The organism is Bacillus sp. AR13-1 (assembly GCF_008042285.1).
Lineage (GTDB): Bacteria > Bacillota > Bacilli > Bacillales > Bacillaceae_G > Bacillus_A > Bacillus_A mycoides.
In genome coordinates this window covers 22553-45457 of sequence record NZ_QNUA01000039.1, presented here as the reverse complement: position 1 = coordinate 45457, position 22905 = coordinate 22553, and the positions used below count along the sequence as shown (strand labels likewise).

Here is a 22905-nt window from a genome sequence, read left to right as displayed (position 1 = left end):
TTAAAAAGGGGAGTGCAAAGGTGACAAAAACGAAATGGCTAGTAGGTGGTGTCCTAACATCTTTAATGACGGGCACTTTATTTGGCTGCGCGCAAGATATTCCCCCCGAACCGAATGATAATAGTTGTTCTGATTGGGATTGGGATGATGAGCTTGGTGTTTGGCAGTGTGATGATAGTAGTTCAGGTTATCGTGGACATTACTTTTATGGTGGTACATACTATCAAAATAAATCCACCTTCAAAAATTCATCAGAGTTTAAAACTTATCAATCTTCGGCCGAATTTAAAGGTGGAATTGGAAGCGGTTCAAAAGGTGGATTTGGAGGTTAAAATATGTCGCAATACATAAAGAAAAGAAAAGAATTTTATTCGAATTATCCTCATTTCTGGTCGGACTTATATGAATTTGAGTATAGTTTGTTTCATGTTTTCCCGATAACAGAGCAAACAATGAAACAATTACAAGTAGCAACTGAACGAATGGGAAAAATATTTTTTAAGACTGCTAGAATTCTTCGGAATTTATCTAATGAACAGCTTCTTGAACTCGGTTTTCCAACTGCAAGCTTGCCTTTTATTAGACTGAAAGGGATGTATCCTGAATCTGTTATTTCACGATTTGATTTTGCTTTAACAGAGGATAATCGTATTAAAATGCTTGAGTTTAATAGTGATACTCCAACTTTTATTGTGGAATGCTTTCAAATGAATGGAAAAGTTTGTGAAGAACTTGACTATGATGATCCAAATGCAAATCAAGAGCGCTTACTTTCTTCTGGTATTACAAAAGCCGTAATGGAGTTTACAAAAGGAATGGAAGAGCCAAATGTTGTTTTCACAGCTCATCCTGAACATATAGAAGATTGGAATACGACTATGTATTTGAGTGGGCTATGTCATGTTGAAAATAAAGTGATGCCAATGACAGAACTTAGAATTACAGATGATGCTTTAGTAGATAGAGATGGTTTACCAATTGATGTTTTGTATCGCCAAACATATCCAATTGAAGACTTGATTGAAGATCAAGATCCCGAAACGGGGGATTTGGTGGGAGTAGAACTTTTGCAACTTGTAAAAGAAGGAAAGCTTTTTATTATAAATCCTTTGTCGGCCTTTTTACTTCAGCCGAAATCAATTCAATGTCTTATTTGGGGATTAGCAGAAGAAGGTGCTTTTTACACAAGTGAGGAACAAAAGTGGATTAAAGAATATATGCTTCCTACATATTTAGAGCCAGATTTATTTTTTGGGAAAAGTCCTTTCGTTCAAAAACCTTCGTTCGGTAGGGAAGGTGACACGATTACGATTCGTGATAAGGATACAAATATTATGATTCGAAATGCACATGAAACGTATAAATCGTCACTGCCTATATTTCAGAAATATACAGAGCTTCCAGTTGTATTTTTGGAAACTGAAAAAGGAATTGAGAAGCTGTCGTACGTGTTTGGGGCTTTTTTAATTGCTGGAAAAGCGAGCAGCATCGGTATACGTGCCGGAGAAAAAATTACGGGAAATGAATCGTATTATTTACCGGTAGGTATTAAGAAGGAGGAAAATAAATGATTAATTTTTTACTATATTTAGCAGTATCACTTGTACTTTTATGTATCGGTCTTTTTCTTATGGAAGTGACAACGAAAGTTAAGGAATTTAAGTTAATGGCTCAAGGGAATAAAGCGGTAAGCTATGTACTTGGAGGAAGACTACTTGGTCTTGCTATCGTTTTATATTCAACGGCTGCTAATTCTATTTCAATTCTTGATATGGTTTCATGGGGAGCTGTTGGGATCTTAGCTCAAATTATTGTCTTTTATTTAGCGGAATGGCTTACACCACGTTTTAATATTAATAAAAGTCTTGAAGAAGATAATCAAGCAGTTGGTCTTTTCCTTATGTTTTTATCACTTTCCATCGGAATTGTAATTGCTGGTTGTGTAACGTATTAAAACCCTTACATTTTAACGTAAGGGTTTTATTTTTCATTTGCTAATTTTTTGCAATATGTGTTCAATTAATTTATGTAGCCGAACGCTGAGCAGGATGCGTATTAGTGTACTAAACTCGAGATAGTTATTGTAAAAAGGAAAAGTTTCCATACAAAGTGTTGACATCTATTTTAAATAAGAGTAACATTTTCTATGTAATTATAATAAGTCTCTGTTAGGTGAGGCTCCTGTATAGAGAAATGCTACTGCCCAAAAATGTCGAGAGACGCCAATGGGTCAACAGGAATGATCGAATTAAGGTTTTTCTTAACGTAGCTGGTAATGAACCTATGCTATACAGTGCTAAAACTCGGCGAGGGAGAGGTCCATAGATTTCTAATTGTATTATATTAGGAATCGCTTATTTGTGTATGCAATGACCTTTGCTCTCTTATGAGTAAGGGTCTTTTTTGTTAGCAAGCTATGAGTAATTTCATAGTATAGATTATAACTAAAAAATTAAAGAGGAGGTGAGGAGCATGTCAAATTCTGACTCGGTTCCGTTACCCATATACTTCAAATCAAAAATATATGATGTAGGCAGGAAACGACTTGTTCCTCCCTCTATATTTATCATAATGTAGCGTTTATTCGAGTATTTAAGCGCTAGACACTTTCACAGTAAAGTGGATAAATTGAGAAACAAAGCGTTTCTTCCTATGTTGTAAAGGAGGAGACGATAATATGTTATATGTAAATAAAAGTGTGGGTAACACTTCGTATAAATTAAGTAAAAAAGCAATGAAAGAACAAACAATGCTTCAAAAAAATAAAGATTTATTAATTGAAATCGCAACAAGAGATGTAAAATCTGTATTTGCGTATTTTAAAACAACAAGAGACGGACTATCTATGAAAGAGGCACAAAAGCGTATTCAAGTATACGGCCGAAATGAATTAACTTCAAAAAGAGCGCGTATTGCGGAAGTAATGATGAAGCTAAGTGGAATGATCCCAGGTCTTTCAAAACAACATATGGGTGATGAATTACAATGTGAAACAGTTACTGTTTCTAGAGTAGCTGGCTGTAGCGTAACAGGGCTAAACAGTGAACTAAAAATGATGAAATTACCAGTACAAGAGCTTGTACCTGGAGATATGATTTTTCTTTCAGAGGGCGATACAGTGCCGGCAGATGTACGTATTATTTATGCAAATGATTTATTAGTAAATGAATCTATGCTGACAGGAAATAATGCTAGTATTGAGAAATTTGAAAGTTGCTATCATCTTGAACGTAAACGATTTATTCCATTAAAACGGATGAAAGACTATAATCCACTTGAACTTGAAAATGTATGTTTCAAAGGTACGTATATTGTTGACGGAAATGCAAAGGCTGTAGTTGTTTCGACAGGTAAAAATACGTATTCAGGAATACTTCATACTTGCTGCGGTAGAATGTCTTAATGTGTTAATGATGCTAAATATACAAAAACAATGTATAATAGACAAAGTTGAACAAAAACGTAGAATGGTAATCTATATATAACCTTACGTGATAACGTGAGGTTATTATTTTTTGTTAGTAGGAGAGGAATTATGAAAAAAGTATTATTAGTTGATGGTATGGCACTATTATTTCGTGCTTTTTACGCAACAAGTGTATATGGACAATTTATGAAACGACAAGATGGTACCCCGACGAATGGGATTCATGGTTATATGAAGCATTTATTAACAGCAATACAAGCAATCGAACCAACGCACATTGTAACGTGCTGGGATATGGGAAGTACGACATTTAGAACGGAATCTTTCTCGAATTATAAAGCAAATCGTGCAGCACCGCCGGAAGAATTAATTCCGCAATTTGATTTAGTGCAAGAAATGACTGCGAAATTATCTATGCCTGTAATCGGTATGAAAGGTTATGAAGCGGATGATTGTATCGGTACGCTTGCAAAACAATATTGCAATGAAGCGGAAGTTTATATTTTGACAGGTGATACAGATTTACTTCAACTTGTTGATACGAATGTTACAGTTATGCTTCTTCGTAAAGGAATTGGAAATTACGAGTATTACACACCGGAAAAAATCATGGAAGAGAAAGGTGTAGAACCTTGGCAAATTGTTCATGCGAAAGCTTTCATGGGAGATACAAGTGATAATTATCCGGGTGTAAAAGGTATTGGTGAAAAAACAGCGTATAAGCTGATTCAAGAATACGGGACAGTATCGGCAGTGCTAGAAAATATAGCATCATTAACGAAAGCGCAGCGCACAAAAATTGAAAGTGATTTAGAGAATTTAAATATCTCTTTACAATTAGCGCAAATTCATTGTGAAGTTCCAATTTCATGCTTATTAGAAGAAGGGTTACACACAATGGACGAAGAAAAACTACGCTTTGTTTGTAACGAAATGAATTGGGGAAGACCTGAAATATTAATTAATATGCTTTAAAGAGTATGGAAAGGTTGATCAAATATATTTTTGATTAACCTTTCTTTTTTTTGTTCACAAAGTTGTCAGAAAATAAACGGAATTTTCATATGAAGTTCAAATGGAATTCACAACAATCAATTATTATAAGGACACACAGATAAATCCTTATCCCGCATTAACGGGAGATAGGACTTCTATCTCAGTATTATAGCTGAATAAAGAGTGATGATGGAAGAGTAACTCCCTGTAAAAACCCGATTGATGTAGGCTAATAATTAGTGAGGGTAAATCCTCTCATTGATTAAAGTTTCAAGTTATCTTTTATATAAACCATCCCCCAAGGAGGAAAATAAACATGCGAAAAAAAGTGAGAAAATCCTTTAAACAATTATTAATAGAAAATAAACAATCCCTACTAACTAATAAAGAGAATATGAAAGAAATTGAAGAACGGATTGAGAAACGACATGTAGCATATAGTGCTGCTAGTAATTGATAATTTTGTTTATGAAAAAAGCTTGTAGTTTGGATATTATCCGAACTACAAGCTTTTTCTTTTTTGATTAACGCCACCAAATCCAAGTCCAAAAGTAATTTCGTATATTTCGAGGAGTAATGCGTATGAAACGTTCACCGTCAAAGAAACAATTTAAATTTGGAAGTGTTTCATCTGGATTTTCTGGAATGAAGGTGACGATGTTTTCGTTACTTGTAATGGTTACTGTGATTGGTGGATCGGTAGGAGAGACTTGAAGTTGTAAAGAAACGTTTGCCGTGTTTTTAAATTCATTATTAATAGGGGGACTTATCACTTGTACTGTGAATAACACGATAATTGTTTCGTTCGGTTCCAAATTAGTAGCGACTAGGAAACCGATATTCGGATTCGCTAGTGGAGAGCGTTCCCCATTAATGAAGACCGTACCGTTCATAAATTGTAAACCTGCTGGAATGGTGTCTTGTAATGAAATATTTGAAAGTGAAATCTCGGAAGTATTCGTAATACGCACTGTATAATCAAAATATTGGTTTAAATAAGCAGAGCTGACGGAAGCATTTTTTATCACTGCTGCCGTTATAAATTGAACTGGTATACGAACAATATTCGAATTGACAATGAAAATAATAATTGGATCCTGTGGTGTCAATTGGAAAGCAGCTGTAACTGTTGCGGAATTGATAATTGTACTGTTTGAAGGGATAGAAGTTACGAGAACTTTAAATGTTATAGTTGCTACTCCATCTGCCGATAAGGAACCAATGTTAATACCAGTGTCTGGTCGAATATTTGGAACCGGAGTACCGTTAATTGTTACACTGTTTTCTATAAATGTTGTACCAGCTGGAATCATATCTAAAACGGAAGTACTTACTGTAGGAATTGAGGAATGATTAAATACGTCTAGTGTGAATGTAATAATATCCCCTATAACGACAGAAGATTTGTCAGCATTTTTCTCAATGCGCACCATTGGATCAACGATCGTTGTTGTAACGGTATTTGTTTGCTTTGTAATTGTAATAGGTGGTTCATTCGGATCAATGGTAACAGTATAGGAAACAGAAGCGTCGTTATTGATAGCAGTTTGAAGAGTCGAAGAAGATATTGTTACTTGGAACGTAATGACAACAGATTCATTAGGAGCAAGGTTTCCTAATGGAATACCATTTTCAGGATTCGCATTAGGCTGATTGATCCCGTTAATCGTAACACTGCCAGTAATGAAAATTGTATCTACTGGTACGGTGTCTATGGCAAGAAGGTCTTCAATCGTTACATTACCGCTATTAGTAATTGTAATTGTATACGTTAAAGTTTGACTAGGTAATGCATTCGTGGCATTAACAGATTTTATGGCAACGACATTATCATTTTGGACAGTTGTTGTGACAGTATTTGTTGTAGTCGTATTTGTAACAGGTAAGTTATTTGGATTGACTATATAGTTAAAAGTAGTAATTGCTTTGTTGTTGAGTTCATTTGGTGTTGGAATAGAAGTTACAGTTACTTGGAAGGAAGCGATGGCATCTCCACCTACAATTATAGTACCAATTGGTATGCCGCTTACTGGATTAACTCCCGGAACAGTTTCTCCGTTTACAATGACACTATTTTCTATAAACGTAGTACCTTGAGGAATAATATCTTGAATGACTAAATCATCTGCTGAAACATTACCAGTTTGATTTAGTGTAATCGTATACGTTAACGTATCACCGACCGTTGCAAATGCAAGGTCAACAGTTTTATTGCTATTTAAATTCGCGTGATGAATTTCTGTTATGGCAGCTGATGAAATAATAGTTTCGGTAATAGGTGGCCTATCTGGTACCGTGTATTCATATTCAATTGTACTCGTGTTAGAGATTGGATTTGTTTGCGGAATGGAAGTAACCCGGACTTGGAATAGAATAGTTGCTGTCGTATTAGGCGGAATGTTATCAATTGGTATACCGCTAAGTGGATTGTCATTTGGCCGAGCGTTGCCATTCACAATAACACTATTCTCTATAAAGCTCGTATTTGCTGGAATGATATCAGTAACGATAATGTTTTCTACTTGTATATTCCCATTGTTTGTGATGGAAATTGTGTAAGGGATGATAGTTTGTAGGTCAGCGTATTGGATAGGCGTTGTTTTTGTTGCAATTACATTAGCAGAAATAACTTCAGTGAAGGTAATATTACTAGTCGATATTTGTTCTTCACCATTAATTGTATAACGAGAAGTGGATTGATTTTGAATACGACCGCTAGCTGGAAGAGCTAACACAGTAACGGAAAACGTGACTGGGATAGAAATGTTAGGAGCAATCGTTCCTACAAGTATACCGGCACTTGGATTGGCGTTAAGCTGAGGAATATTATTTACTAAAACGCTACCGTTTATAAAGGTTGTTCCATCAGGAATATTGTCTGTAAATACAACCGCAGTAGCATCCGTATTCCCTGTATTCGTTAAAGTTGTTGTATAAGTTAAAATGTCACCAATCGTTACAGAAGTCAAATCAACAGTTTTCAGTGAAACGATATCAGCGTCATTAATTTGAACGAAAGTAGTATTGGAAGTAGTAGATTTTTGAATTGGTGCAAAGTCAGGATTGAAAATAAAATCGTAGACGATGTTTGCAGTATTAGGTGTTGGATTTACAGCAGGTAAATTCGTAACGGAAACTTGGAATGTTATTGTTGTCGATTGACCTGACGCGATATTAGGAATGGAAAAGCCGATATTCGGATCTGCTGCAGGAATTATAGTATTGTTAACTATTACACTTCCAGGAATAAATACAGTTCCATCCTCGATAGTATCTGTAAAAAAGATGGAGTTAGTTGTAGTCGATCCATTATTTTGAATGAATACTGTATATTCAATGGTTTCATCAATGTTAGCTAATACTTTATTAGAGGATTTTGTAGCGATAAGAATAGCATCAATAAATTGTATATTTGTAGTATTGGAAGAGGTCGTTTCTGAAATTGGTGGTAAGCTTGGGTCTGGTTGATACTCATAGTGAATGACGGCGATATTATTAATGTTATTTTGAGAAGGTATAGAGACTACATTTACTTGGAACGTAACAATAATCGTATTATTTGGAAGGATAATACCAAGATTGATACCGGTAATTGGATTTTCGTTAGGTCTTGGTATGCCATCTACAAGGATGCTATTTGGAACGAATGTGGTGCCAGCAGCAATTGCGTCAATTAGGAGAGTATTTGTAATAGGTACTGTACCAGCGTTTGTAACGGCGACTGTATATGTGATGATTTGACCGATGCGTGTAATGGATCTATTGGCGGATTTAATTGCACTAACATTTGCCGTCCGCACTTCCGTGTTTACTGCATTTGATAACGATCTACGCTGAATAATCGGAGAGCTAGGGTCAATTTGGTATTCGTACGAAGTGTCTGAAATATTAATGACTGTATTGCCGGACGGTATATTTGTAAGTTGTACTTGGAATGAAATAGTGACTGTTTCATTTGGTTGTATCGTGCTGAGAGTTACTCCGTTTTCAGGATTCGCGCCAGGCTGAATCACATTATTTATTGATAAGCTATCTTCAATGAATATAGTACCTTCTGGAATGTTATCAATAAACACGGTATTGTTAGCTGGAATGGTTCCTATATTTTGTAGTGTATTTGTGTAGGTAATAATTTGCCCAATTGATACGAAAGTTACATCCGCGCTTTTAACAGAAATAATATTTGCATTTTGAAGTGATGTTGTAACAATGTTAGAATTTGCAGAGCGATTCACCGGTGGAGCTGTAGGAATACTTACATATTGGTAATTTGCAGAAGATTGATTTACAATTTCGGTTTCAGTAGGTGGATTGTTTGTTTGCACTTGAAATAGTATCGTTTTGGAACTGTTTGCTGGAATTGTTCCAAGTGGTATTCCGTTTTCTGGATTTACACCTGGCTGCAGGACACCGTTAATTGTGACACTATCGGAAACGAATGTAGTCCCAGCTGGAATAGAATCTGTAAAAATAATATTTATTGCGTCAACATTGCCGATATTTTTCACTTCAGAAATATAAAGTATAGTTCCGCCAATATCTACAGTTATTGGATTGGACGTTTTTGTAATTGTCAATTGTGCTTGCACGAAATTTGTAATGACGATATTACTTGTAGATGTTTCAGTAATAGGCGGCTGGCTTGGATCTGGTTGAATTGAATATGTTGTGTTGGATTGATTTGTAATCGATTCTTGCGAGAATGAATCGTTAATAAGAATTTGGAACGAAATAAGGTGAGTAGCGTTTGCTACTAGGTTAGGCAAAGCAACCCCTACATTTGGATTTGCACCAAGTATAGCTGTTCCATTAAGTGTAAAACTATTTTCTACGAATGTAGTCCCTTCTGGAATAGTATCTGAAAATATGAGATTAGTAGCTGGAATATTTCCGGTATTTTCTAGCGTTATCGTATAAGTCAAAATATCACCTGTTGTTGCTTGTTGTGCATTAACTGCTTTTAAAGAAAGAACATTCGCATCTGAAATTTGTGTGGATGCTGGATTAGAAGTAATTGTACGAGAGATGATAGGAGAGGTTGGGTCGGCGATAAAAGTATAGTCAATACGGGCTGTATTAGAAATTGGATTCACGCTTGGAATGGATTGAACGATAACTTGGAATGTGACGGTGACAATTTCTGACGGCGCGATGGCGTTTAATGGTATCCCTACGTTTGGATCGGCACCTGGAACGGAAACGCTATTAATGGTCACGCTATTAGGAATAAATGTAGTTCCTTCTGGGACCAAATCTGTTAAATTAACTGTATTTGCAGTTGTATTTCCGTTATTTTGAACGACTACTGTGTAAGTGATTGTACCGTTAGTAGATTGTACGAGAGAATCTGTATTTTTAATTACGGATAACGATGCATCAACGACAGCTGTATTAACCGTATTAGATGAGGATGTTGCTGTAACTGGAGGTTGACTTGGATCGACAATATACGTGTAACTTGTAATGGCTTGATTTATAATCGCCCCTTGCGGTGGAATAGAACTTGCAAGAAATTGGAACGTAATAGTAGCAAAATCACCTGGTGCGATAATACCAACTGGAATACCGAGAGTTGGACTTGCATTTGGAAGTGACATTCCATTTAACGTAACGCTATTTGGAACGAATACTGCACCTACAGGAACTCCGTTTATGAGCAATACAGAATTTGCAGGGAAATTTCCGGTATTTGTTAATGTTGCTGTATACGTAATTATATCTCCGATGGATACGATTGATCGATTTGCTTCTAAAACAGTAGTAACGGTAGCGTTATTAATTTGTGTTGAAGCGCCATTAGAATTTATTGTGCTTGTAACAGGAGGAGCTGCCGGGTCAACAATGAATGTGAATTGAATAGATCCAACGTTTGTAATTGGGTTTGAAGGTGGAGTAGATGCAACCATGACTTGGAAAGTAACAGTTAAGGAACTGTTCGTACTAACGGTTCCGATATTAACCCCGTTATTTGGATCTGCCCCTAGAATGATACTTCCATTTACAGAAAAACTATTTTCAACAAAGGTCGTTCCAGCTGGAATAAGATCTGAGAAATTTAAATTCGTAGCGTTTGTATTGCCGCTGTTTTGAATCAAAACTGTATAAGTGATTGTGTCTCCGATATTTGCAAAGGCTGTATTAGCAGTTTTTACAGCTGAAAGTATTGCTGAATTAATAGAAGTAACGAAGACGTTCGTTTCCACATTGCCAGGCTGAGCTTGTAATGAATTGCCTACGTTATATTGGAAGTTAACAAATCCTAAGTTTTGGAGTTCAGGTGTGAACGTTGTTGGATTGCTTACGATTTGCACTTGGAACATAATTGTTACGATTTGATTTGGAGTTATTGTATTTATGCCAACACCGTCAATGATAGAAGCGGATGGTAATGAAGTGCCATCAACAATGACTGATCCTGCAACAAATTGTGTCCATGTCGGTATAGGGTCTGAGAAAACAACGTTGTTAGCAGAGATATTTCCTGTGTTCGTAATAGTAGTTGTATACGTAATCGTATCACCGATAGTTGCAAAAGCTTTATCTCCTATTTTAATAGTGTTTAAAATAGCACTTTCAATTTTTGTTGTAACGCTGTTAGAAGTAATATTTTTTGAAACTGGAGGATTTGCTGGATTAACGATATGGTGGAAGCTAACGCTAGCTTGGTTGGAAATTGGATTTATAGGCGGAATTTCATTGGCATTAATATGAAATGCTACGATGACAGATTGGTTTGGCGCGATATCACCAATTGGAACACCTGTAATTATATTTGCATTTGGGATGCTAATTCCGTTAAGTGTAAAACTATTCGGTTCAAAGGAAGTTCCGTCTGGAATTAGGTCGGTAAAAATAACACTCGTTGCACTAACATTTCCGCTATTTGTAATTGTAACTGAGTAGACGATATCCTGCCCGATATCTACCGTTTCCGCATTTGAATTTTTTTGTGCAGTAAGGATAGCGCTATTAATTTGGGTTGTCGTTGTATTCGATTGATTGGAAGTTGTAATAGGTGACTGGCTAGGATCAACGACATAATGATATGTGGTAGAAGCAAAATTAGAAATTGGATTAAGTGTTGGAAGTGTAGTAACAGTTGCTTGGAATGTAACGATTGCCGTATTACCCCCATTAATTGAACCTATGTTTACACCAGTAGACAAATCAGCGTTTGGAATGGTTTGCCCATTAACTGTGAAACTGTTTGGAATGAAACTTAAATTGCTATCAAGAATATCGATAATAGTTACATCAGTTGCAGCCACATTCCCTGTATTAGGAAGGTTAAGTGTAAATGTTATTGTATTACCAACATCCGCAAAAGTAAGATTTGCTGTTTTTGTACTAATAATATTTGCGTTGTTTATTTGAAGAAGTGTAGTGTTGGAGCTAGCTGTATTCGATACCGGCAGATTACCTGGATCAACAGTAAACTCATATGTCGTTGATGCTGTATTCGGTGCTGGATTAATAGGTGGAATGCTGTTCACTGTAACTTGAAAGACGATACTATATATTTCATTTGGTGGAAGTGCTGCAAGTAATACACCTGTATTTGGATCCGCATTAGGTTGTAAAATGCCATCGACAGTTAATGTGTTAGGAATAAATGTGAGTCCACTTGGTAATACATCTGTGAATACAATATTAGTTGCATCCGTATTGCCTACATTGGCAATAGAAGTAGTGTAAAAAGCAGTTTGCCCAACATCTGCAAAGGATAGACTTTCATTTTTCGTCATAGATAATATAGCTTCTCTAATTTGTGTTGAAACAGGATTACTAATTGAAGTTTCTGCATCAGGCGGTGAGACTAATTGATACGATGTTGATGAGAAATTTACAATTGGATTTTCGGTTGGTAATGACGCCACGTTTACTTGGAATGAAACAGTTACTGTAGACCCAGCTGTTATAGGCCCAATATTTACACCGTTCGATGGGTCCGCACCACTTTGAGAAACCCCGTTAATAGAAAATGAGTTTGCAATAAATGTAGTTCCGCTCGGCATTGTATCTGAGAAAATAACATTTTGTGCGGATGAGTTTCCATTGTTTGTTAAAGTAACAGTATAGGTGAGTGTGTCTCCAATACGACTAAAGGATTTATCGACTTGTTTTAATGAAAGAATGGTAGCTGTGTTAATTGTAGTGAACACTGTGTTTGAAGTAACATTTCTTGAAACAATTGGTGCATTTGGATCAGCGATAAATGTGTAAGAAGCAGTAGCGGAGTTGGCAATGGGATTTTGAACAGGGGTGGAAGTAGCGGTAACTTGAAATGCTATAGATATTGAGCTGTTAGGAGCAATTGATCCAATCGTTATACCTGTATTAGGATTAAGACCAATTTGTGTGATGCCATCTATTGTAATGCTATCAGTAATAAACGTTGTACCATCTGGAATAAGGTCAGTGAAAGTAATGTTAGTTGCATTTGTATTACCACTATTCTTTAAAATGGTCGTATAGGTAATGGTATCACCTAGTGTTACAAGCGTTTGATCGACTGATTTTACCATCGTTATCATGGCATCTAGTACAGGATTTGTAACGATATTCGTTGAAGTAGAAGTTGTAATAGGAGCTCCGCTTGGATCGACAGTATAAGAATATAAAATTGTGTCATTATCCATAATCGAGCTTGAAGGGGGAATAGAAATAACATTTACTTGGAAAGTAACAGTTACTGTTTCACCGGGTGCGATATTTGGTAAATTTACTCCAAGTGCTGGTTGCGCACCAGGTTGCTGAACTCCATTTACTGTAACTGAATTTGGTATGAATGTAGTGCTAGCTGGAATAGCGCTTGTGAATGTTATATTCGTTGCTGCTGTATTCCCTGTATTTGTAATAGTAGTGGTATACGTAATCGTATCTCCAACAGACACTATAGATTTATCAGCACTTTTTGTTGTAGTTAATATTGCACTATTTATTGTCGTAGTAACGGTATTAGATGAAACGGTTTGTGTTATAGCGGGTTGACTTGGATCAACAATATGCTGAAATTGTATAGAACTAGAATTAGAGATTGGATTTATACTTGGAATGTTTGTTACAAGTACGTTTATCGTAATAGTAGCCGTGCTACCGGGATTTATATTTCCAATCTGAATTCCACTCGCTGGATTTCCAATTTGCTGTGTACCAGAATCGCTTGTAAGAGTCCCGGAAATAAATGTCGTTCCATCAGGCAAAATATCCGTGAAAATTATATTTTGTGAAGTGACATTTCCAGGGTTATTTAATGTAATTGTATAAGAAATTGTATCGCCGATCGTTGCGAAATTTTTATCCGCGGATTTAACCGCTACAATTTCCCCGGAATTTATTTGTGTCGAAACAGAATTGGATGTTGTACTTCGTGAAACGAGTGGTAAATTAGGTCCTGTCATAAATTGATAATTAATAGAAGCACCGTTTACAACCGGTGAGTTTGGTCCCCCAGGCCCAATTGTGAAAATTGGATTTGGAATACTAACTACTTGCACGCGGAAGGTGACGTTTATAAAATCTCCAATTGGTATCCCATTCGCTGGATTTACTCCAGGTAATAAAACCCCACCTACTCGAACGCTATCTTCTATAAATACTGTATTATTTGGAATCGGATCTGTAAAAATGATATTAGTAGCAGTCGTGTTCCCTATATTTTCTAATAAAACAGTATACGTTAAAAATGAATTTCCAGGTGCTACGTCAGAAAAGATACGATCCACACTTTTCGTTGCTTGAATGATTGCTTCATTTATTTGAACTAAGACCGGATTACTAGTAGCCGTTTCTGTAACAGGCGGCTCGGTAGGGTCAATAATGATAGAGTATGTTGTACTAGATTGGTTCATCGTAGGGTTTGAAGCTGGTATTGAACCGACAATGGCTTGGAAACTAATGGTTGTCGTTCCTCCAACTGGAATTGGGTCTAAAGGAACCCCGTTATCTGGCCTAAATCCGAGTTGTGGGGTGGTATTAATTTGTACGCTATCAGGAACGAATGAAAGTTCAGGTGGTAATATATCGATAAAAACAGGTGTGTTTGCAGTTGTATTTCCGTTATTAGTGAGAGTAGTTGTATACGTAATTGTATCGCCAACAGCAGCAAATGCACTGCTCGCAGTTTTTGTTGCGATAACGGAAGCAGTATTTACTTGTGTAAAAGTTTTATTGGATTTAACTGTTCGTGAAACAGGTGGTTCATTAATATCTACAATAAAATTATATTGAAGCGATGATTTATTAGGGATTGGATTAGGATTTGGAATCGTTGTAATGTTTACTTGAAAGCTGAGTATAACTGATGCATTTGAATTTATGTTACCGATATTGATACCATTTTGTGGATTTGCATTAGGAATGGTTGTTCCATTTACTGTAAAACTATTTGGAATAAACGTTGTACCATCTGGAATTAAATCTGTAAAAATAACATTGTTTGCGGTAGTGTTACCGGAATTAGTAATGGTAGAAGTGAAAGTAAGTGTATCTCCAATAGTAGCGAATGTTGAATTGACAGTTTTATTTATAGATAGAGTAGCATCAATAATTGGAGTAACCGTTGTGTTTGTAATTGTACTACCAACAGCAGGTGATTGGTTTGGGTTCACTGTATATTCATAATTTACAAGGGCATTATTTGTTAATGTGCCACTAGGCGGTATCGCTAAAATTTGTGCTTGAAAAGCAATAAATACAGTATTACCTGGTGGAATATCTGCTAAGTGAATACCAAGTGATGGATCTAATCCTGGTTGTGGAACATTATTGATAGTTACGGAGTTTTGGATAAATGAAGCTCCTGCGCCAAGCCCATCCGTTAAAACATTTGCACTAGCAGGGATATTACCTGTGTTTGTAACTGCAATCGTATAGGTAACGATATCTCCAATTGCAGCTGTCGGTGTATTCACTGATTTAGTAGCGACGATCGTAGCGTTATTAATTTGAGTTGTTATTACGTTACTTAACGCATTGGCAGATGCAGGAGGTAAGTTAGGATTTACGACATATTGGTACGTTGTATTACTTTGGTTCGGGATTGGATTTGTACTAGGGATGGAATTTACTATTACTTGAAATGAGATTGTTGTATTTGTATTGGGGTTTATTGGATCAATTGCTACGCCATTTGCTGGATTTATATTAGGGAGTGTAGTACCATTTACTGTTACACTATTTGGAATAAATGAAGTCCCACTTGGAATGGCATCTGTAAATACTATATTTGATGCAAGTGTATTCCCGTTATTTGTTAAAGTAGTCGTGTACGTAATAATATCATTTACGTTAGCAAACTGTTTATCTGCAGATTTTGTAGCGGCAATTGAGGCGTTATTAATAGTTGTCTGTACCGTGTTAGAAGCCACCATCTGCATTACAGCTGGCTTGGATGGATCGTACGTATATTGGAATGTTGTGCCTGATTGATTCGTAATCGGATTTACAGCAGGGATAGTTGGTACAAGAACCTGGAATGCAACGGTTCGTGATGAATTCGCTCCTATCGTACCGATAAAAATACCGTTAGCAGGATTTGCATTTGCTATAGGGACATTGTTAATCGTTACAGTATTAGGAATGAACAGGGTACCCGCTGGAATGATATCTGTAAACGATACATTAGAAGCAGGGATATTCCCGTTATTTGTTAAAATAGTCGCATATAATATGACATCACCAACATCAGCGAAATTTGTACTCGTTAGTTTTGTAGCAACAATATTAGCAGTATTAATTTGTGTAGTTACTATATTACTAGTAGCGTTTTTCACAACAACAGGTAAATTTGGATCAGCGATAAAGTTATATTGAAGTGAAGCGCTATTTTGAATTGGATTTGGTGAAGGTAGCCCATTTGCACTTATTTGAAAAACAATCGTTGTAAAACCACCTGCAGGAATGGAGCCGACTTGAAGGCCGGTACTTGGGTCTGCACCTAGCTGTAAAGCGCCACCTATAAAAATACTATTTGGTACGATAGTGGTGCCGGAAGGGATTATATCGGTAACAACAACATTGTTTGCTGTAGTATTGCCAAGGTTAGCTAAGGAAATTGTATATGTGATTGGTTGCCCGACATCGGCAATAGTTAAATCTACCTCTTTGACAATAACTACATTTGCTAAATTAATTTGTGTACTTACAGTATTACTTAAAGATGTTTCTATAATTGGTGGATCACCTGGATTTAGAACGAAACTATACTGTGTACTCGATGAATTAGTTGTTGGATTTTGGGCTGGTAAAGCAGTGACAGTTACTTGATAAGAAACGGTAATTAATCCGCTAGCAGGAATAGAAGGTAACAGGACACCGATATTTGGATCTGCATTGTTTTGCAAAACGCCATTAATAAGAAAAGTATTTGGAATAAAGGTAGTACCATCTGGATTTATATCTATGAAAGTAGGATTATCAGCAGAAACGCTTCCTGCATTCGTTAAAATAACGGTATAAGTTAATATATCTCCAACAGTAGCGAACTCTCGATCCACTGATTTTGCCGAAATTACATTTGCATCATTAACTTGGATAAATGTAGTGTTTGTAGTTGTGTTTGTACTTACAGGAGAAGCGTTTGGATCAACGATAAAGTTATAGGAGATGGAAGCGCTATTCAAAATAGGATTAGGATTTGGAATACTAGTTATTAATATTTGGAATGAAGCTGTAATTGTAGTATTAGCATTGATGCCACCAATATTGATGCTAGCTGGTGTTGCGCCCGGCTGAGTAACACCGTTAACTATAACACTGTTCGGTACAAAGGAAGTGCCATTCGCAATGGAATCGGATAGTAATACATTGTTCGCTGTAACATTTCCATCGTTTGTAAGAGCAAAGGTGTAAGTTAATACATCTCCAACTTCCACAAACGTTTGACTTACAGATTTATTAGCATGAAGATTTGCTAGTCTAATTGTTGATGTAACAGAATTAGAATTTGCTGTTTTTGAAGTTGGTGGCAGGCTTGGATTTACAGTGTAAATATAAGAGGAGAAAGCGTTATTAATGATAGGATTTTGTGCAGTAATGTTAATGACTGTTACTTGGAAGGATAAGGTGAAAGTAGCTCCACCAGGAATTGTGCCGATAGGTAAAGCAACGAGAGAATCTACATTTTGCAAAACTCCGTTGAGCGTTACAGAACCTAATGTTAATATCGTTCCATTTGGAAGTGGATCTGTTAGTTGAACGTTATTGGCGGCCGTATTTCCACTGTTTGTAATAAGGATTGTATAACTTATCGTTTCGCCAATTGTGACAAATTGTTTATTTGTAGACTTTGTTAATGTTAAATTCGCATTGTTAATTTGAGTAGTAACGACGTTAGAAGAAATGTTTTTCATAATGGGTGATTGGCTAGGGTTAACGGTGTACTGATAAGAAGCGCTTGATCCGTTAGATATGGCATTTGACGCGGGTATTGTGTTTACTACTACTTGAAATGAAACACTTTTGGTTGTGCCAGTTGGGATGGATCCTATGTTCACACCATTAGCGGGATTAGCGCCAACTTGTGTCGAGCCATCTATTGTTAAACTGTTTAGGACAAAAGTTGTTCCTGTAGGAATGACATCTGTAAAAATAACATTGTTCGCATTCGTATTACCTGTACCTGTAAAGGCAACAGTGTAAGTCAGGGTATCGCCAATATCTGCATAGTTTTTATCTACTGCTTTCGTCATTGTTACAGTAGCATTATTCACTTGAGTGGAGACAATATTTGTCGTATCAGTTCCACTTACTGCCGGCTGATTTGGTACAGGAATGTATTGATATGTTGTTGTACCACTATTTAATATTGGATTTGTTTGGGGGATAGAAGGAACGAATACTTGAAAGGAAATAGTAGTAGTAGAATTTGCAGCAATAGATCCAATTGATATACCATTAGCGGGATTTGCTCCAGCTTGAGTAACTCCGTTAACAGTTACACTCCCTGGAATGAAAGTAGTCCCGCTAGGAATCGGATCTGTATATATAACATTAGTTGCAGCGATATTTCCTATATTAGCTAAGGAAATACTGTAAGTTAATGTTTCACCAATATCGGTAAAAAGTTTGTTAACTGATTTTGTGCCATTAATATCTGCGAGGTTAATTTGTGTTCCTGCAGAGTTACTTGTTGCAAGACCGTTAAAAGTCGTTCCTCCGGCAATCGGTGTATATTGAAATGTAATATTCGCAGTGTTAGAGATAGGATTTTGACTTGGAAGAGAAACGACAGTCGCTTGGAAAGCTACTGTACGAGAAGAGCCATTATTAATTGTCCCCAGAGATATACCGGCGACCGGATTTGCGTTTGTTTGTGGTACGTTATCTATCGTTACGCTTCCAGGTATAAAGGAAGTACCGTTAGGGAGAACATCTGTAAAAGTAACGTTATTTGCAGGAAGAAGCCCGGTGTTAGGAACAGTAACTGTATAGGTTAGAATATCTCCAATTGTAGCGACACTTTTATTCACGCTTTTAGTTGCTTGTATATTAGGTGAGTTTATATTGATTTGTAAACCGACTGTATTTAACATATATGCATCCCCGTTAGTAGTTAAACGAATTGAGGCAGATACTTGGGAATTTGTTAAATAAGGAGAAATATCAATGGAAGTAATGTCCCATCCTTGTCTTCCAGCGGAGATATTTGTACTTGTAGAGGCACTCTGGTTTCGCGTTCCAAATGTACCAGTTGTATCTAAGTTCCCTGCAGCATTATTAATTTGAGAACCGAAGAAATTATTAACAGCATTATTTGGCCCAGATAATGCATTTAATGAACTGAAATTTGGTCCAAATAAAGCTTGATCCCCAGTTAAATCAGCATCCCCTTCAGTAGAACTTAAAAATAATCTCCCGCTTACAGGTCCCCCGGCAGGTGTTAAAAACCCTGAGACAGATACATCTGCACTACCGGTTTCTACAGAAACGCGGTTACCAGCTACGTAAATTGTTAAATTTCTTGCGGGTAAGGAACCGTTTTGATAAGCAACAATAAGCGTCCATCCTGCAGAATTAATGGCTCCATTAGAAGCGTCTAAAGGATCTACAAGTCCAGGAACAGAACCTGTTGTATAAGATCCAGATCCAGCAGCTTGAACGAGTGACGTTACATCCGCTGATCGTGTGTAAAATCCAAATGTGACAGATCCAGAAACGAATGTTTGATTTGAAGCTGTAACAGCCGAAGGGGTAATTGAGTATGTTGACACAGGTGTTGTAAAAGAAACGGGGTTTCCTAATACACTCGTAATGTTTTGATCCCGAGATAAATAGTTTCCACCCCAAACGAGTTCTGCGTAAAGAATAGTACTACCAGCAGGGATATTCAAAATAGCGGTAGAACTATTTTGTGTATAGTTTAACGTTGTACCTGCAGGAAAAGTAGTTACTTGTAAAGCGGTATTCGTAGTTACGAATGCACCAATTGCACCGATTGTACCAGCACGGTTTAGATTGCTAATTTTACTTAAACCTAGTGTGTTTCCTGTAATAGCGAGTGCGCCGTTAGTGGTGGTAGAAAATCGATTCGTAATGGGCATGTTGTCACCTCATTTACAATATAGTCTTGGTCAAAATAGGATATGTGTGTGAGTGATAAAGGGAAACATGTACAAGTTGATTCATGCAGAATGGTTCAAACGTCTAAAGAAGGAGATGGGGAATGATTGAAGTGGAGATTAGGGTGGAGCGTCTTAGGAAAGGGAAAATAGAGGATATTGTAGCATTATCTTCTCATATTGGCTGGGATTACAACAGAGAGGAAATTGAGATGATTTTGAATACGGGTATAGTATATGGTGTAGTAAATGAGAGAGAAGAGCTTATTGCTAGCGCAGCAATTATACTATACGGGGAGACATTAGCCTCAATTGGAATGGTAATTGTACATCCAGATTATAAAGGAAGAGGGATTGGAAAGATAATAACGGATTTATGTGTTAAAAGCGTATTAACTCAAACCCCCATTATGCTTATTGCCACGGATGAGGGGAAAATTTTATATGAAAAACTAGGATTCAGGGCTGTTAGTTATGTTTCTAAATACATATGTAACTCGTACAATGCGAATTACCATTGTGTAGGAAATGAAGAGTATATTGTGAATTATGAAGAACGTGATTTAGAAGAAATAATACAAATAGATAAAGATGCATTTGGAACAAATAGAGAAGAGTTTTTAAAGTATCGAATTATTCAAAGTGAACAATGTATTGTTACAAAGGATGCACAACAAAATGTATTAGGTTACGGTTTAAGTATACAAACGCCAGAAAATAAAATAATAGGGCCGGTCGTTGCTAAAAATGATGCGATGGCAATGAGAATGGTACATTATTTAGCAAGAGAGCATCATGGTAAATTAAGAATTGATGTACCAGAAGGAAAGAAAGGTTTCATGAAAGAATTAGAGATTACTGGTTTTCAAAAGGTTAATACCCCACCAATTATGATAAAAAATAGTGATCAAATTTTGAAAAGAAATGGAGAACTATACAGTATTGCAGCGCAAATTTTTGGATAAAAAAGAATCCTTTTGTGAAAAGGATTCTTTTTTATAGCCAAATTAATCGCGATATTGATCATGAATAGGTTGAAAAAGGTCTTCCTCGACATCTCTAACCATTGAAAAATGATCAACGTTATAATGTCCATGTAGAGTTTTATTATGATGACCAATAATTTGCTCTGCAGATAACACGTTAGAATCAGTTGTGGAATGACCATTTTTAATTAATGTAACGTCAAATCCTTGTACAGTTGCTGTTCTAACGGCGGTATCGATGCAATGTTCTGTTTTACATCCACCGATAACGATATGGCTAATCTTCTCTTCTTTTAAAAGTTCAAGTAAAGAAGTGCCATAGAATGCGTTTGTTGCTGCTTTATTAATAAGGATTGCAGACTGAGGTACTTTAATTTGATTATGTACTTCAAATCCTTCTCCGCTACCAGAAGCAACATCGATATCTCTTACGAAAACAATAAGGGCATTTGAATCTATTGCTTTCTGTACGGCTGTATTTAGTGTAGATAATAGCTCGGTTTTACGAAAAACTTCATTTTCTTGTTCATTTCCATCCATTAATTCTTGCTGAGCATCGATAATTAATAGTGCTTGTTTCATTCGATATCCCCTTTAATATAAAATAAATTCCACTTTACATATTCTTTTGTATTGTAAGGAACTCCTCTTTTTTCTAAGAAGTAAACGATAGATTTACAAAGTTGTCAAATAAATTTCATTCTCATAGAGTATAAAAACATGTATGATAGGAAGTGGAGAATTTTTGAGTAGGTGGGAATATCATGCAAACAGTAGAAGATTATCTTTCATTCTTACATACGAAAGGATTTAAATTATCAGAGGAAGCACAAGGATTTATTATGTTCGGACAAGGATATACTGGTGCATCTGATGGGATTGTGAACGTAGCAATAGAAGCGACGATTAAACATCAATTACAGTTTGATGGCAGTTATTTTGTTGCGTTATTAGAACGCTTGAAAGAAGAAGAAATTACAGATAAAAAAAGCGCTAAGGCTTTTATGCGGAAGTTACAAGCATAACTTCACGCAGCCCGCGCTTCTTTTTTCGTTTTAGAAGGTAGTTCAACAAAAACCATGCCTAGGAAAATACATAAACAACCGATAATGGCAGAAATAGAAAGTTGTTCGTTTGCAACTAGAACGCCTGTTAATGCAGCAAAAACGGGCTCCATTGCAAAAATAATTGCTACTCTTGTTGGAGAAGTATGTTTTTGTGCCGATGTTTGAATGAAAAAAGCAATGGATGTCGCAAATAGGGAAGTTAGAAATAGAGCGAATAAAAAGGATTGATTCGTCCATAGTGAAACTGAAAATAATTTTTCCCAATCTTCAAACAAAAAAGCGCAAATAGAAGAAAATATACCGACAGCTAATACTTGAGAGGTGCTTAGTAATAAAGGTGATATTTTCTTAGAAAAGAAACCGTTAACAAGAATATGGGCAGCAAAAGCAACTGCACAACCGAGAACGAGTATATCTCCAATGTTTAATTGAAAAGAATCACCAGCCGTTAATAAGTATAAACCTGCTGTTGCTACAGCAATGCCCATTACGATAAAAATGGTAGCTTTTTGTTTTAAAAAGATAAAAGACAAAATTGGTACCATAACGATACTAAGCCCTGTTAAGAAACCAGCTTTTGAAGAAGTTGTATAAAGTAAGCCGAATGTTTGTAATACATAGCCAATACATAAAAAGAATCCAACAATTAATCCAGCGAAGCTACTCTGTTTTATATCTTGTTTTGAAGCTCTTTTTGAGAAAATCATTTGAACGAATAATAAAATAATTCCAGCGAATAAAAAGCGAATACCATTAAAAGTAAATGGACCAACGAAAGACATAGCATTTTGAACGACAACAAACGTAGCTCCCCAAATAAAAGAGACAAATAATAAAGCAAGAGGAGCAACCCAATCTTTTTTCACACT

General features: G+C 36.3%; 11 protein-coding genes and 1 riboswitch. Of the genes, 8 read left to right on the top strand and 3 right to left on the bottom strand.

Annotation, left to right across the window (positions count from 1 at the left end):
• Window positions 1-20 precede the first annotated feature (20 nt).
• The 6 genes from DN408_RS24370 (at window position 21) to DN408_RS24345 (ending at window position 4880) form a co-directional block, all read left to right on the top strand.
• Window positions 21-332, top strand: coding sequence for a hypothetical protein (locus DN408_RS24370; RefSeq protein WP_002126505.1), 312 nt, complete (start codon window positions 21-23; stop codon window positions 330-332).
• Window positions 333-335: 3 nt separating this feature from the next.
• Window positions 336-1571 (top strand): glutathionylspermidine synthase family protein, encoded by a 1236-nt coding sequence (locus DN408_RS24365; protein WP_147740423.1) that lies wholly within the window; start codon window positions 336-338, stop codon window positions 1569-1571.
• Window positions 1568-1954, top strand: coding sequence for a DUF350 domain-containing protein (locus DN408_RS24360; RefSeq protein ID WP_002086561.1), 387 nt, complete (start codon window positions 1568-1570; stop codon window positions 1952-1954). The genes DN408_RS24365 and DN408_RS24360 overlap by 4 nt, the downstream gene beginning before the upstream one ends.
• 203 nt (window positions 1955-2157) lie before the next feature.
• A riboswitch (M-box (ykoK) riboswitch) is annotated at window positions 2158-2323 on the top strand.
• 354 nt (window positions 2324-2677) lie between these two features.
• Window positions 2678-3403, top strand: coding sequence for a P-type ATPase actuator domain-containing protein (locus DN408_RS24355; protein WP_002126507.1), 726 nt, complete (start codon window positions 2678-2680; stop codon window positions 3401-3403).
• Between the two features lie 132 nt (window positions 3404-3535).
• Window positions 3536-4402 (top strand): 5'-3' exonuclease, encoded by an 867-nt coding sequence (locus tag DN408_RS24350; RefSeq protein WP_002126510.1) that lies wholly within the window; start codon window positions 3536-3538, stop codon window positions 4400-4402.
• A gap of 337 nt (window positions 4403-4739) precedes the next feature.
• A complete protein-coding gene (locus tag DN408_RS24345; RefSeq protein ID WP_001228051.1) occupies window positions 4740-4880 on the top strand; it encodes an FbpB family small basic protein in 141 nt (46 codons plus the stop codon).
• A 67-nt stretch (window positions 4881-4947) separates the two neighbouring features.
• Here the strand turns inward: DN408_RS24345 and DN408_RS24340 are convergent, their stop codons facing one another.
• A complete protein-coding gene (locus DN408_RS24340; protein WP_147740422.1) occupies window positions 4948-19965 on the bottom strand; it encodes a DUF11 domain-containing protein in 15018 nt (5005 codons plus the stop codon).
• 122 nt (window positions 19966-20087) lie between these two features.
• Here DN408_RS24340 and DN408_RS24335 point away from each other — a divergent pair, with 122 nt between their 5' ends.
• Window positions 20088-20948 carry a GNAT family N-acetyltransferase gene (locus tag DN408_RS24335; RefSeq protein ID WP_078178004.1) on the top strand — a complete coding sequence of 287 codons (861 nt, stop codon included), beginning with the start codon at window positions 20088-20090 and terminating at the stop codon, window positions 20946-20948.
• 42 nt (window positions 20949-20990) lie between these two features.
• Here DN408_RS24335 and DN408_RS24330 read toward each other — a convergent pair whose 3' ends face one another.
• On the bottom strand, window positions 20991-21551 hold the full coding sequence (locus DN408_RS24330; RefSeq protein ID WP_002186259.1) for a cysteine hydrolase family protein: 561 nt from the start codon (window positions 21549-21551) through the stop codon (window positions 20991-20993).
• 182 nt (window positions 21552-21733) lie between these two features.
• Between DN408_RS24330 and DN408_RS24325 the strand changes: the two genes are divergently transcribed.
• Window positions 21734-21994 (top strand): DUF6123 family protein, encoded by a 261-nt coding sequence (locus DN408_RS24325; RefSeq protein ID WP_001195213.1) that lies wholly within the window; start codon window positions 21734-21736, stop codon window positions 21992-21994.
• Between the two features lie 2 nt (window positions 21995-21996).
• On the opposite strand, the gene DN408_RS24320 is transcribed toward DN408_RS24325, so the two are convergent.
• Window positions 21997-22902 carry a DMT family transporter gene (locus DN408_RS24320; RefSeq protein ID WP_002126516.1) on the bottom strand — a complete coding sequence of 302 codons (906 nt, stop codon included), beginning with the start codon at window positions 22900-22902 and terminating at the stop codon, window positions 21997-21999.
• Window positions 22903-22905 lie beyond the last annotated feature (3 nt).